Source organism: Nonomuraea helvata (assembly GCF_039535785.1).
Taxonomy (GTDB): Bacteria; Actinomycetota; Actinomycetes; order Streptosporangiales; family Streptosporangiaceae; genus Nonomuraea; species Nonomuraea helvata.
On record NZ_BAAAXV010000009.1, the window covers coordinates 432,801 to 445,449 of the forward strand.

The 12,649-nt window shown below is 68.9% G+C and carries 14 protein-coding genes; 4 read left to right on the forward strand and 10 right to left on the reverse strand.

Annotation, left to right across the window (positions count from 1 at the left end; genetic code table 11):
* The first annotated feature begins 2 nt into the window (after positions 1–2).
* The 3 genes from ABD830_RS34580 to ABD830_RS34590 all read left to right on the forward strand — a co-directional run bounded on the left by ABD830_RS34580 (position 3) and on the right by ABD830_RS34590 (position 4,037).
* The gene (locus ABD830_RS34580) at positions 3–806 is read left to right on the forward strand and encodes a purine-nucleoside phosphorylase (RefSeq protein ID WP_344997188.1); all 804 of its coding nucleotides are present in this window, start codon (positions 3–5) and stop codon (positions 804–806) included.
* Positions 803–2,431 (forward strand): phospho-sugar mutase, encoded by a 1,629-nt coding sequence (locus ABD830_RS34585; protein ID WP_344997191.1) that lies wholly within the window; start codon positions 803–805, stop codon positions 2,429–2,431. The genes ABD830_RS34580 and ABD830_RS34585 overlap by 4 nt, the downstream gene beginning before the upstream one ends.
* Positions 2,432–2,627: 196 nt before the next feature.
* Positions 2,628–4,037 (forward strand): ATP-binding protein, encoded by a 1,410-nt coding sequence (locus tag ABD830_RS34590; protein WP_344997194.1) that lies wholly within the window; start codon positions 2,628–2,630, stop codon positions 4,035–4,037.
* Between the two features lie 160 nt (positions 4,038–4,197).
* Here the strand turns inward: ABD830_RS34590 and ABD830_RS34595 are convergent, their stop codons facing one another.
* Together ABD830_RS34595 and ABD830_RS34600 are read right to left on the reverse strand one after the other, a co-directional pair.
* A complete protein-coding gene (locus tag ABD830_RS34595) occupies positions 4,198–4,719 on the reverse strand; it encodes an NUDIX hydrolase (RefSeq protein WP_344997197.1) in 522 nt (173 codons plus the stop codon).
* A gap of 307 nt (positions 4,720–5,026) precedes the next feature.
* Positions 5,027–5,359: a hypothetical protein gene (locus tag ABD830_RS34600; protein ID WP_344997200.1), complete on the reverse strand. Its 333-nt coding sequence runs from the start codon at positions 5,357–5,359 to the stop codon at positions 5,027–5,029.
* Here ABD830_RS34600 and ABD830_RS34605 point away from each other — a divergent pair.
* Complete coding sequence (locus ABD830_RS34605; protein ID WP_344997203.1) at positions 5,358–5,492, forward strand: hypothetical protein; 135 nt, start codon at positions 5,358–5,360, stop codon at positions 5,490–5,492. The genes ABD830_RS34600 and ABD830_RS34605 overlap by 2 nt on opposite strands.
* A gap of 667 nt (positions 5,493–6,159) precedes the next feature.
* Here ABD830_RS34605 and ABD830_RS34610 read toward each other — a convergent pair.
* From ABD830_RS34610 to ABD830_RS34645, 8 genes are all read right to left on the reverse strand, one after another.
* Positions 6,160–6,645 (reverse strand): GyrI-like domain-containing protein, encoded by a 486-nt coding sequence (locus ABD830_RS34610; RefSeq protein ID WP_344997206.1) that lies wholly within the window; start codon positions 6,643–6,645, stop codon positions 6,160–6,162.
* Between the two features lie 10 nt (positions 6,646–6,655).
* On the reverse strand, positions 6,656–7,567 hold the full coding sequence (locus tag ABD830_RS34615) for a sigma-70 family RNA polymerase sigma factor (RefSeq protein ID WP_344997209.1): 912 nt from the start codon (positions 7,565–7,567) through the stop codon (positions 6,656–6,658).
* Positions 7,567–8,385: a MerR family transcriptional regulator gene (locus ABD830_RS34620; RefSeq protein WP_344997211.1), complete on the reverse strand. Its 819-nt coding sequence runs from the start codon at positions 8,383–8,385 to the stop codon at positions 7,567–7,569. Before ABD830_RS34620 ends, ABD830_RS34615 begins: the two co-directional genes overlap by 1 nt.
* Positions 8,386–8,439: 54 nt before the next feature.
* Complete coding sequence (locus ABD830_RS34625) at positions 8,440–9,051, reverse strand: hypothetical protein (protein WP_344997213.1); 612 nt, start codon at positions 9,049–9,051, stop codon at positions 8,440–8,442.
* A complete protein-coding gene (locus ABD830_RS34630) occupies positions 9,048–10,121 on the reverse strand; it encodes an adenosine deaminase (protein WP_344997216.1) in 1,074 nt (357 codons plus the stop codon). Before ABD830_RS34630 ends, ABD830_RS34625 begins: the two co-directional genes overlap by 4 nt.
* Before the next feature lie 33 nt (positions 10,122–10,154).
* Complete coding sequence (locus ABD830_RS34635) at positions 10,155–10,505, reverse strand: cupin domain-containing protein (protein ID WP_344997218.1); 351 nt, start codon at positions 10,503–10,505, stop codon at positions 10,155–10,157.
* 4 nt (positions 10,506–10,509) lie between these two features.
* Positions 10,510–11,097, reverse strand: coding sequence for an AMIN-like domain-containing (lipo)protein (locus tag ABD830_RS34640; RefSeq protein WP_344997219.1), 588 nt, complete (start codon positions 11,095–11,097; stop codon positions 10,510–10,512).
* Positions 11,098–11,234: 137 nt separating this feature from the next.
* Positions 11,235–12,647 (reverse strand): MFS transporter, encoded by a 1,413-nt coding sequence (locus ABD830_RS34645; protein ID WP_344997221.1) that lies wholly within the window; start codon positions 12,645–12,647, stop codon positions 11,235–11,237.
* Positions 12,648–12,649: the final 2 nt, after the last annotated feature.

Consider the following 12,649-nt stretch of genomic DNA (forward strand, 5'->3'; position numbering starts at 1 on the left):
TTGTGACCATCGACGCATACACCCTGGCCTCCGAGGCGGCCGCCGCTCTCCGCGACGCGACCGGCCTCGACACCTTCGACGTGGCACTCGTCATGGGGTCGGGGTGGGTGCCCGCCGCCGACGCGATCGGCGAGTCGGTGAGCGAGGTGCCGTTCACCGACCTGCCCGGGTTCCGCGCGCCCGCCGTGGCGGGGCACGGCGGCAAGATCCGCGTCGTGCGCACCTCGGCGGGGCGCCACGCGCTGGTCTTCCTCGGACGCACGCACCTGTACGAAGGGCTCGGGGTGGACGCGGTCGTGCACGGCGTACGCGCGGCGGCGGCGGCCGGCGTGCGCACGCTCGTGCTCACCAACGCGGCCGGCGGCCTGCGCCCCGAGACGCAGAACGTCGGCGACCCGGTCCTGATCAGCGACCACATCAACCTGACCGGGACCAACCCGATCACCGGCACCACGTTCATCGACCTCACCGAGGTCTACTCGCGCCGCCTGCGCGCGCTGGTGCACGAGATCGACCCGAGTCTGGCTGAGGGGGTGTACGTGGCCTTCCGCGGGCCCACGTACGAGACGCCGGCCGAGATCCGCATGCTGCGCACGCTGGGCGGCGACATGGTGGGCATGTCCACCGTCCTGGAGGCCATCGCCGCCCGCGAGGCCGGCCTGGAGGTGCTGGGCGTCTCCCTGGTCACCAACCCGGGCGCGGGGCTGTCGGGCGAGCCGCTCAACCACGAGGAGGTCCTGGAGGTCGGCCGCGCCACGGCCGCCCGCATGGGCGTGCTCCTGTCCAAGGTGGTGGACGAGCTGTGACCCTGGAAAGGGCGGTCCGTGAGTGGCTGGCCCAGGACCCGGACCCGGAGACCCGCGCCGAGCTCTCCGACCTGCTGGAGCGCTGGGACCTTCCCGCGCTGCAGGACCGTTTCGGGACCAAGCTGGAGTTCGGCACGGCGGGCCTGCGCGGCGAGCTCGGCGCGGGCCCCAACCGGATGAACCGCGTCACCGTCATGCGCGCCGCCGCCGGCCTGGCCAAGGTGCTCGGGCCCGGCAAGCACGTGGTCATCGGTTACGACGCCCGCCACAAGTCCGACGTCTTCGCCCGCGACACGGCCGCCGTGCTGACGGGCGCCGGACTGCACGCCTCCCTCCTGCCCGGCCCGCTGCCCACGCCCGTCCTCGCCTTCGCCGTACGTCACCTCGGCGCGGACGCCGGGGTGACGGTGACGGCCAGCCACAACCCGCCGCGGGACAACGGCTACAAGGTCTACTGGGGCGACGGCTCCCAGATCGTGCCGCCCGTCGACCGTGACATCTCGGCCGCCATCGACACCGTGGGCCGCGTGGACCTGCTCCCCCTCCACGGTCCCGGCACGCTGACGGAGCTCGGCGAGAGCATCGTCGACGACTACATCACCGCCGTGAAGTCCCTGCCCCTGGGCGACGCCCGCGGCCTGCGCGTGGCGTACACACCGCTGCACGGGGTGGGCGGCGCCACACTCACAGGCGCCTTCCTCGCCGCCGGCTTCGAGAACCCGGTGGCCGTCGAGGAGCAGCGCAACCCCGACCCCGACTTCCCCACGGTCTCCTTCCCCAACCCGGAGGAGCCCGGGGCGATGGACCTGACCATCGCGCTGGCCGCCAAGCTCAACGCCGACCTGGTCCTGGCCAACGACCCGGACGCCGACAGGTGCGCGGTGGGGGTGCCGCTGCCGGACGGGACGTGCCGCATGCTGACCGGCGACGAGGTCGGCGGCCTGCTGGCCGAGCACGTGATCAGCCACACCACCGGCGACCGCATGGTCGCCACCACCATCGTCTCCTCCACCCTGCTGAGCAAGATCGCCCGCGCGCACGGCGTCCGTTACGGGGAGACGCTGACCGGCTTCAAGTGGATCATCAAGGCGGGTCCCGGGCTGGTCTTCGGCTACGAGGAGGCCATCGGCTACAGCGTCGGCTCCGACGCGGGCCTCCCGGTCCACGACAAGGACGGCATCGGGGCGGCCCTCACGGTGGCCGGCATCGCCGCGGCGGCCAAGCGCTCGGGCCGTACCCTGCTGGACCTCCTGGACGACCAGGCCCGCCGCTACGGCCTGCACGCGACCTCCCAGCTGTCGTTCCGCGTGAGCGACCTCTCCCTGATCAGAGACGCCATGACCCGCCTGCGCACCCACCCACCGTCCGCTCTGGGCGGCCGGGCAGTGGTGCGTGCGGACGACCTGACGGAGGGCGACGGGGGCCTGCCGCCGACGGACGGGCTGCGGTACCGGCTCGCCGGCGACGCCCGCGTGGTCGTCCGGCCTTCCGGTACGGAGCCCAAGCTGAAGTGCTATCTGGAGGTCGTCGTTCCGGTGAGCGGTGAGGTGGCGGAGGCGCGCGCCCAGGCCGCCCACGACCTCGACGCCCTGAAGAGCGACCTGTCCGTCACTCTGGGTCTGTAGCCCGGTTCTCGGTTGGTCTCATCGCCGAGACAACCAATGATGGTGCAACCACATTTGGTTGCACCGCCCCGTCAAGGTCATCATGCGGAGGACTAGGTCTCATTCGTGAGACCAAACCCTCAGTGAGGGCCACGAAGACCATGCGTTGATACCAACGCTTCAGTTAGTCTCATTCATGAGACTAACTGGAGGATCGATGGAACCGTTCATCGGCAGGCGCCGCGAGCTCACCGTCCTGCGGCGAGCTCTCGAGAAGACGGCGCGTCAGCGGTTCGACCGACCTGGGCGTGCGCTGCTCATACGGGGGCGCCGCCGGGTCGGGAAGTCCCGGCTGGCGGAGGAGTTCATCCGGCAAGCACAGCTGCCCCACGTCTACTACACAGCCACCGGTCAGACGCTGGGCGAGGAACTCCGCACCTTCGTCGAGGAGGCGCGCGCGTCGAACCTGCCCGCCGCGTCGGTCTTCGATGACAAGCAACCCGGATCATGGCATGACGCTCTCTCCCTTCTGGCTCGGGCTCTGCCAGAGGACTCCCCCAGCATCGTGGTCATCGACGAGCTTCCCTACCTCATCAAGGCGGACCCCACGTTGGAGGGGGTGCTCCAGAAGCTCTTCGACAAGGAGTTCTCCAGACGGCCTGTCCTGTTGCTCCTCATCGGCTCTGACCTGTCCATGATGGAGGCGATCAACACCTACAGCCGCCCCTTCTACCAGCGGGCCGCTGATTTCGTAGTTCACCCTCTGACGCCATATGACATCGGAGAGGCACTCGACCTTCCCCCCGCAGAGGCGTTCGACGCACATCTGGTGTCGGGCGGGCTGCCGATGATCTGCGAGGAGTGGCCCAAGGGCGGTTCCCTCTGGACGTATTTGGAGCAGGCACTCGAGGACCCGCTCTCGGCCTTGATAGTCAGCGGAGAGCGGGCCCTGGCTGCTGAGTGCCCGCCTGAAGCGCACGCTCATCAAGTCCTCAACGCCATCGGCTCCGGGCAACGCACGCACTCCAATATCGCGACCGCCACCCAGGGCATCCCCCGTGCGACGATGAATCGCGCACTCCAGCTTCTTCTGGAAAAGCGCATGATCGCCGTGGACAGACCGCTGTCGACGCGCCCATCCCGGGACTCGCGATATCGCGTGATCGACTCGCATCTGCGATTCTGGATCCCCTTCATCGGATCCCGCCTGACCGACATCGAGCGCGGCCGTGGAGACAGAGTCCTGGAGCGGATCCGCCTGTCCTGGACATCGTGGCGAGGAATGGCCATCGAGCCCCTGATCCAGGAGTCGTTCCGCCGCATGGACGGGCTGCCCGAGCCGACTGGCGCCATTGGCGGTTACTGGACACGCAGCAACGATCCGGAGATCGACATCGTCGGTGCCGACCGGGAGCCGATCGCGAAGCAGATCACCATGCTCGGCTCCATCAAGTGGCTGGAGAACCGGCCATTCGATCAACACGACATGAAAGAACTCATCGTCCACCAGTCAAAGATGCCGGGAGCAGACACGTCCACGCCGCTCTATGCGGTCTCCCGAAGCGGATGCGATGTGGCGGGCATCACGCACATCACGCCGGAGAAACTGCTGGACGTCTGGCGATAAGGGCGCTCTTGGTCTCACCGATGAGACCTACTTGAGGACACGACGGCTGCGGGAAGCCCACAACCTGCCGCACCCAGGTGAGCCGCCAAAATCGGATGATCGAACTGAGCGGCGACGGTCGAGCAACGTCCCTGGCGCCCGACCTACGCTTTGGCACAGGTCATCCCGGCGACGGCTGCTCCGCGCTGCCGCAGAACCCCGCGCCCAGATACCGGCGCAGGGCCTCTCGACCGCATGGAACGAAACGCCACTGATCAACGACCTCGGCCAGGTCGGTCTCGGTCAGCCAGCCCAGCCAGGCGATCTCGGACGGGTCCGGGACCAGCGGTTCGGTGAGGACGGCCTCATGCACGCCGAACCAGACGGGACTGACCCCCTGCCCGCACAGAAACTTGAAAAGGAAACGCACCGGGACACCGACGCCCAGTTCTTCGGCCAGTTCCCGGGCCGCTGCCACCTCATACGACTCGCCCACGCCAACACCGCCACCGACCAGAACGTCATAGTGACCGGGAAAGCGGATATGCCGCTCCGAACGGCGCAGCACCAGGATCCGCCCCACCTCGTCGCGGCAGATCGTCGTCGCGATCCGATGCAACCAGCCTCGACGCACCGCCTCGCCTCGATCCACCACCCCCAGCACACGGTCCAGATCATCGACGCGCTCGATCGACTCATCCACGGAGAAACAATCTCAGCCCCCACCGACAAGCCACACCCACCTCGCGTTGACCCAGCTCAACAGCCGCAGCTCGTAGAAATCCCCGGCCCGCCTTCATGACGGCATTCCCGACTGTCGCCGCGATGCCGGACGGAGCAGCAGCCCATGCTCCGCCGACGGAGATCCAGTCCGTTGACGGATGGTCGTGGAAGATCACCTGTTCTGCTGGATCTCCGTTCTCATGCCTCCGGTTTCCGGGCCGATACCTTGGCCAACCGCCGATGACCTCAACTTCCCGGCATTGGGGCCTGCCATGCGGCGGAGCGGGTCACCTTCCCTGGCGGGCGGCCTTGCCACCGGCGCCGAAGAAGAAGATGGCCGCGGCCACACCCAGCACGACGACGAGCACGTCGGCGACCAGCGTGAGCGTGGGCAGGGTGATGAACAGGTCCGCCGCCTTGAACAGGACGGAGATGATGACGATGATCGTGGCGAAGATCCGGACGACGCCGCCGCCGCGCAACGCCAGCCAGGCGAGCAGTACGAGCACGAGCGACCAGAAGATCGTGCTGTAGGCGAGCCCAGAGTAGATCATCTGGAGCCCCTCGAACCGGTCGCTGTGGATGTCGACCTCGGCGGGGTTGATGGAGGCAGAGCCCATGTCCGAATTCGCGGCGATCTGTTCTTTGATCGCCTCTGCGCCGGAGATGATGAGTCCGATGGCGCTGATCACGTTGAGCGTCGCGGCGGCGATGGCTGCGTACACCGCTCGGCTTAAGTTCGCCGGCCTCTGAGGGGCCTCGGCGGCGCGCCGGTCTTCGAAGTGGGCGGGTGCTTGCCGTTCGTACATGGACATGCGGATCTCTTTCCGGAACGTTGTGCGTCTCGCACGATGCGGTGTTCAACGACCTGTGTCAGGCACTCCGCGATCGTTTATGCGCGCGCATTTCGCGCGGCCTTGAGAGGTATACCAGATTCGCCCGGACTTCGAGGGCGGCGGCGAATTATGGGAGCGCCCACGACAACAATCCCCTCCGTTCGACCGGCGGCGGAAAAGTGGCTTCCCAGGCGACAATCCCATCGCTCACCTGCGACGGAAGAGGGACGGAAGAAAAACGGAAGGCGAGTACTTTAATGTCCTGCGAAGTCGGACGGGCCCGTATCGCCACCCGCGACGACCACGGACTACAAGCAGGAGATGAAACTCAAGACGATTATTGTGTTTCTATCCGAAGCCTCTTCGGAGCCGTGGTTTTCGGCGTCTCCGCCGAGTCGAGCTTGCGGAAGAATGACACGCGATAAATGTCCCCAGGGCGTTCTGTCAGGGTCCTTCGGAGAAACCGGTCGGCGGCTTCGTCCTGTGGGGGGCCGCGCCCCCCACAGGGCGTTGTCCGAAGCTCTCGACGCGCGGAGCGCGCCTTGTGAAGGCGATGCTTCAGGTGTCTCTGTGCGCTTTCGAGGTCAGGCCAGGCGGAACTGGAGTTCGGTGTCCCAGTTGTTCATGTCGGGCTCCTCCAGCGGATTGGTCTTGTAGAACTCCAGGCGGCAGCCCCAGAGCTCGGTGCCGTCCTTCTCGGTCATGTCCCAGGTCAGCCCCTGCTCCTCGCCCCACTTCAGCACCGAGGAGATGACGCCGGCCAACTGGTCCGGGTGGCCGTGGTGGGAGGCCGTGACGTAGCGGCCCGCGGGGAGGACGTCGGCGAAGATGTCGTCCTCTCCCTCCACCGGCGTGGCAACCGGCACCCCGGCCTGTACCACCAGCCGGTCCTCGGCCATGTTGATGCTGTCGTACCTGAGGAACGGGGCCGCGGTGGGGGCCGCGCCGCGCTCGGCGAGCCAGCCGATCAGGCCGGCGATGCGGTCCCCGACCAGGCCGAAGCTGGTCATGGTGATGGTCCTGCGGATCCCGATGTAAGGACGGTCCGGGACATCGATGATGTGTGGCATGTTTCCTCCTTCACCCCTCAGTACGGAGCGCGTGGGCGAAACTCATCGGCAGGTCGAAGAAGGGGAACAGGCCGGGATCCAGGTACGTGGTCACGCCCGTGATCAGGCCGCCCGCGACGTCCAGGACGACCAGGGCGAACGCCCGGCCGTCCATGTACTGGCCGAGGGCCGGCGAGCCGTTGGCGCGGGTCGGCAGGAGGCGGGCGCCGGCGCACGGCGCGTCCGACGCGAGCAGCACCGCCCGGATGCTCTCGCGGCCCCGCAGCCACCACGTGAACGGCGGCATCGACATCGTGGCGTCCTCGTGCAGCAGCGACACCAGCGCGGACACGTCGTACCGCTCGAAGGCGGACACGTAGCGGGACAGGAGCTCCTCGTCCACCTCCAGGTCGGCGGGCTCCACGGCGGGGAGCTTGGCGCGGGCCCGTTGCAGGGTGCTGTTGACGGAGGTGACCGTGGTGGACAGCAGAACGGCGGTCTCGGCGGCGCTCCACCTGAGCACGTCGCGGAGGATGAGGACGGCGCGCTGCCGGGGCGGGAGGTGCTGCAGGGCCGCCACGAAGGCCAGGCGGACGGTCTCGCGGGCCACCGCCAGGTCCTCGGGGCTGACGCGACTGTCCGGGATGGGGTGGATCCAGCGTTCGGGAGGGAGGGGCGCGCCCAGTTCGGCGCCCGGGACGGCGGCCGGGCCGAGGTCCATGGCGCGGGCTCGGCGTTGCGGGCCGCGCAGCATGTCGAGGCAGATGTTCGTGGCCAGGTGGAACAGCCACGAGCGCAGCGGTCCGCGCGAAGCGTCGTACGTGCGCCACGCCCTGACGAACGTCTCCTGCACCGCGTCCTCGGCCTCGAACCCCGAGCCCAGCATGCGGTAGCAGTAACCGGTCAGCTCGCCCCGGTGCCACTCCAGCTCCGTCGCGTCCACTACGCCGGAGTCACCTCGATCTGGAGTTCGGTCACCCATTCGTCCAGGTTGTCGGGGCAGTAGAGGGAGATCTCCCTCGCCAGCCCCAGAGAACGGTAGCCGTTCTCCTCGATCCAGTGGGCCAGCGCCTGGAACGTCGGCAGCGCCGCGTCCATCGACCCATGGTGGATGATCGTGGCCGCGGTCGGCATCGCGGGCAGGTCCACCACCTGGAAGTCGTACGGGTCGCCGGACGTCACGGCGGCCGGCAGGCAGGCGTGGATCATGACGGACCCGTCGTCCTCCTCTTCGTAGTACGCGAGCCCCGGACCGGTGATCCGGACGGAGGCGGCCTCCAGCCGGCGGCAGAGCTCGCCGAAGAGCGGTGTGATCACGGGGCCTATGTGCTCGCTCTCATAGCCGGCCGCCCGGGCGCTCAGCTCGGCGACCCGGACGGGACTCACCGACTTGAGAACAATCTCCGCCGTCCGCAAGTGGCCCTCCCTTTCGATGGTGCGCAATCGCGCCTCGACGCCTCGGAGCCTGGCCAGGTCGGCGTTGATCTGGGCTTCGAGCTGGGCGCGGCGCATGCGTACCATGCCGTGCAGCTCCTCCGCGCTGACCTTCTCGTCCAGGATCGCGCTGACCTGCTCCAGCGTGAAGCCGAGGCCCTTGATCGCGACGATCCGGTTGAGCCTGGACAGCTGTGCGGCCTGATAGGAGCGGTAGCCCGTGACCGGGTCCACGTGCGCGGGGCGCAGCAGGCCGATGGCGTCGTAGTGGCGCAACATCCGCACCGACACCAACCCGAGCCTGGCGAAATCTCCGATGCTGAACATGACACCTCTAGGTGTAGGGCCTCACACCGTGTCAGGGTCAACCTATGGCGATACCTAGGCGATGACGATCGCCGCGACCACCAGCACCACGGCCACCACCAGCACCGCGATGGCGTCGTAGGACCACGTGACCCGGCCCGGCGCCGCCTCCTGATCGCGGAATCTGGCCGACTCGGCGCGCTCGCGGATCTGCTCGCCCACCCAGTCGGCGTGCGTCTTGCCCGCGAACGCCTCCGCCGCCGCCTGCTCGGCCTTCGACAGCGTAGGCTCGGTGCGGTAGCGCCCCCGCGTCTGCCTGGGCGCCCCGCGCCGCTGCGCCCTGGCCCGCTCCCGGGCGCTGCTCATCGGCGTCCAGAGCCGCAGCACCTGCCCGTCGCCGTACTCGACGTTGATCGAGTGGGACACCGTCACGTCCCCTACCGAGGCCCACGGCAGGAACGTGGTGCGGAGCGGGTTGCGACCGAGCAGGCCCTCCTCCGTGAACACGGTGGCGGGGCGCATCGCGACCACGTAGACCAGCGCCGTCAGCGCGCCGAGCACGGCCAGGGCGACCAGCGAGGACTTGCCGGTGTAGTGGGCGATCAGGTCCCACACGTTGAAGGCGACGAAGGCCAGCCAGACCCACCCCAGCACGAACGCGGTCCTGGACCGGTAGGTCTGCTTCACGGCTGCCACTTGAGCTGCGCGAAACCCGGCTTGATCACGCCGTTGATCAGCGCCAGCCGCTCGTCGAACGGGATGAACGCCGACTTCATCGCATTGACCGCGAACCACTGCAGGTCATCCCAGCCGTAGCCGAACGCCTCGACCAGCTTGGCGCACTCCTGCGACACGCTGGTCGCGCTCATCAGCCGGTTGTCGGTGTTGACGGTGACCCGGAAGTTCAGCCGCCGCAGCAGCCCGATGGGGTGCTCGGCGATCGACGCGGCGGCCCCGGTCTGCAGGTTGGAGGTGGGGCACATCTCCAGCGGGATGCGCTTGTCACGCACGTACGCCGCCAGCCGCCCCAGCTTGGCGGAGCCGTCCTCGGCCACGGAGATGTCGTCGATGATCCGCACGCCGTGCCCGAGGCGGTCGGCGCCGCACCACTGGATCGCCTGCCAGATCGACGGCAGGCCGAACGCCTCGCCCGCGTGGATGGTGAAGTGGGCGTTCTCCCGCTGGAGGTACTCGAACGCGTCGAGATGCCGCGTGGGCGGGTAGCCCGCCTCGGCTCCGGCGATGTCGAACCCCACCACGCCCACGTCGCGGTAGCGCACGGCCAGCTCGGCGATCTCCATGGAGCGCGCCTTGTGCCGCATGGCCGTGAGCAGCGTGCCGACGCGGATGCCGCGCCCCGCAGAGCCCTTCCTGAACCCCTCGAGCACCGCCTCGACGACCTCGTCGAGGCTCAACCCCATGGTGGTGTGCTGCTCGGGCGCGAAACGCACCTCGGCGTAGACCACGCCGTCGGCCGCCAGATCCTGGGCGCACTCGGCGGCCACGCGCTCGAGCGACTCGCGCGTCTGCATGATGCCGACGGTGTGCTCGAACGTCTCCAGGTAGCGCTCGAGCGAGCCCGAGTCGGACGCCTCCTCGAACCACTGGCGAAGGTTGTCGGGATCGGTGGTGGGCAGCCGATCGTAGCCGGTCTCCCTGGCCAGCTCGACGATCGTCTCGGCGCGGAGCCCGCCGTCGAGGTGATCGTGCAGCAGCACCTTGGGAGCCCGCCGGATCGCGTCAAGCGTGGGACTCATCTGGCCATGATAAGGGCGTCCACGTGGTACGGCTCAGTCGCGACCGGCGCTCTCCGGCGAGAAGGCGGGCAGGCACACCGCGATGTACTCGGCGCCCTCGGGGCCGGTGCTGTAGCGGACCTTCTCCCCCGGCGACGTCACCACCGACTGCCCGGCCGCGACCTCCGTCGTGCCCTCGGCGTGCTCGACCAGCACCAGGCCGCGCAGGACCACGGTGTACTCGGTGAACTCCGGCGTCTGCGGCGGCTCGGTCCAGCCGGGCGGAGCCGTCATGTGGGCTATGGAGATCGCGTCGTCACCACTGTTGACGCGGCCGACGTGCTCGTCGATGAGCTTGCCGCCGGGAACGGGTATGCGGGCCGGGGCCTCGATCTTTCTCACCACGAGGTCAGTGTGCCACGTCGATGATCAGGCGGCTGGGATCGCCCTGCTCGTTGAGCTGGAACGCGGCCTGCCTCGCCAGCACCAGCCCGATGCCGACATGGCCCTCGAAGTCGCCGGTCCTGACGACTTCGGTGAGGTTCTCCAGGTTCGCGGGGAAGACGGGGCCGCCTGTCCATGTGGGCTTGCCGTCGGCGTCGTGGGCGTCGGCCGGGGAGAGCGTGACCTGGAGGTACGTCCCGCCGCGCACCTCGATGGGCTTGCCCGAGCCCTCCTCCAGGAACTGCTCCACCCACCTGACGGTGTATCCGGGGACCTCGCCCTTCAGGTCGACGACCACGCGGTCGTAGGTGTCGTGGGCGGCGTACCGCACGCCTGTCACGACGGCGGGCTCGATGCCGTCGCGCTGGACGTCCACCTCGGCGGTGCTCGTCGGCGCGCCGGGCTCGTGCCCGGCAGACCCGCTGACGGACGGGCTGTCCGTCAGTACGGCCTGCGTGCCCGTGCCGCAGGCGGTGAGCAGGGCCAGGCAGGCCGGCAGGACGGCCGCGCGGCAGCGGGCCGATCGGCGCGCGGCCGGGGATGACGAGCGCATGCCCGGTAGATGCCCAGGTTACGGGCCTGCAAGCAACGGATCGGCGCGGGTTTCCCGGCCGCCGTTCGCGACCGGGCCGGAATGACGCGGCCGGGCCCCGCCGGGTGCGACGGGGCCCTGTCGCGTCGAGATGGCGGTCAGACGGTCTCGTAGACCTTGGCGTTCTCGCCGGCCTCCGCGACGGCCGGGGCCTTGCGGGCGCGCAGGCCGGTGGCCGCGATCGCCAGGCCGACCACGGCCAGCACCAGCGACACCACGATCGCCGAGCGCAGCGAGCCGATCGAGAGCGTCTCGCCGCCGCCCGAGGTGAGCACGGCGGTGACCACGGCCAGCACGATCGCGCCGCCCACCTGGCCGGAGGTGTTGAGCAGCCCGGAGGCCAGCCCCTGCTCGTCGTCGTCCACGCCGGTGGTGGCCTGGATGTTCAGTGAGGGGAACGAGAGCGCGAACGCGACGCCCATGAGGAGCATGCCCGGGATCACCATGCCGGCCAGGCTGGGGTCGCGGTCGATGCCGAGGAAGATCGCGTACCCGCCGGCCAGCGCGGCGGAGCCGATGACGATCAGCTTGCCGGTGCCGAACCTGTCGGCGAAGTCGCCCATCTTGGTCGAGGTGACCGCGACGAGCAGGCCCGCGGGCAGGAACGCCAGGGCGGTACCCAGGGCCGACCAGCCGAGGAGGTTCTGGAAGTACTGCATGGCGACGAACTGGAAGGCGACGTACGAACCCATGAGGATCAGCAGCCCCAGGTTGGCCCGGACGATGTGGGCGGAGCGCAGGATGCCGAGCCGCACCAGCGGGTGGCGCATCCGCAGCTCGGCGAGGACGAACAGGCCGAGCAGCACGGCCACGCCCACCAGCGAGCCGATGGTCTGCAGCGAGGCCCAGCCGGCCTCCGGCGCCTGCACGACCGTGAACACCAGCAGCAGCATGGACGCGGTGATCAGCACCGCGCCGATCAGGTCGTGGCCGCCCTCGGCCCGCTCGTCACGGCCGCGCAGCACCTTCGGAGCGGCGAGCAGCGCGAGGATCGCGACGGGCACCGGCATCAGCAGCGTCCACCGCCAGCCGATCTCAGTGAGCAAGCCGGACAGCACAAGGCCGAGCGAGTAGCCGCTGGCGCCACAGGCGGTGAAGATGCTCAACGCCTTGTTGCGCTCCGGACCCTCGGGGAAAGTAGTCGTGATGATCGACAAAGCCGCGGGCGCGGTGAAGGCCGCGGACACACCCTTGACGAACCGGGCCGCGATCAGCAACCCGCCGTCGTTCACAATGCCACCCAGCAACGACGCCACGGCGAAGACGCCCAAGGCGGCCAGGAACACCCTGCGCCGTCCGAGCAGGTCGGCGGTCCTGCCTCCCAGCAGCAGAAGACCGCCGTAGCCGAGCACGTAGCCGCTGACCACCCACTGCAGAGAAGAGGTGCTCAGGCCCAGTTCGTGCTGGATGGCCGGCAGGGCGACGCCGACCATCGAGACATCCAGGGCATCAAGAAAGACCACTGCGCAGAGCACGACGAGCGCGCCCCAACGGGATGAGGAAGAGGACATGG

Bases quoted from the DNA above. Each gene is read 5' to 3' on its own strand.
- ABD830_RS34590 (WP_344997194.1), top strand. From the start codon at position 2,628: ATGGAACCGTTCATCGGCAGGCGCCGCGAGCTCACCGTCCTGCGGCGA.
- ABD830_RS34620 (WP_344997211.1), bottom strand. From the start codon at position 8,385: ATGTTCAGCATCGGAGATTTCGCCAGGCTCGGGTTGGTGTCGGTGCGG.
- ABD830_RS34640 (WP_344997219.1), bottom strand. From the start codon at position 11,097: ATGCGCTCGTCATCCCCGGCCGCGCGCCGATCGGCCCGCTGCCGCGCG.
- ABD830_RS34600 (WP_344997200.1), bottom strand. From the start codon at position 5,359: ATGGGCTCTGCCTCCATCAACCCCGCCGAGGTCGACATCCACAGCGAC.
- ABD830_RS34610 (WP_344997206.1), bottom strand. From the start codon at position 6,645: ATGCCACACATCATCGATGTCCCGGACCGTCCTTACATCGGGATCCGC.
- ABD830_RS34605 (WP_344997203.1), top strand. From the start codon at position 5,358: ATGTCCGAATTCGCGGCGATCTGTTCTTTGATCGCCTCTGCGCCGGAG.
- ABD830_RS34645 (WP_344997221.1), bottom strand. From the start codon at position 12,647: ATGTCCTCTTCCTCATCCCGTTGGGGCGCGCTCGTCGTGCTCTGCGCA.
- ABD830_RS34630 (WP_344997216.1), bottom strand. From the start codon at position 10,121: ATGAGTCCCACGCTTGACGCGATCCGGCGGGCTCCCAAGGTGCTGCTG.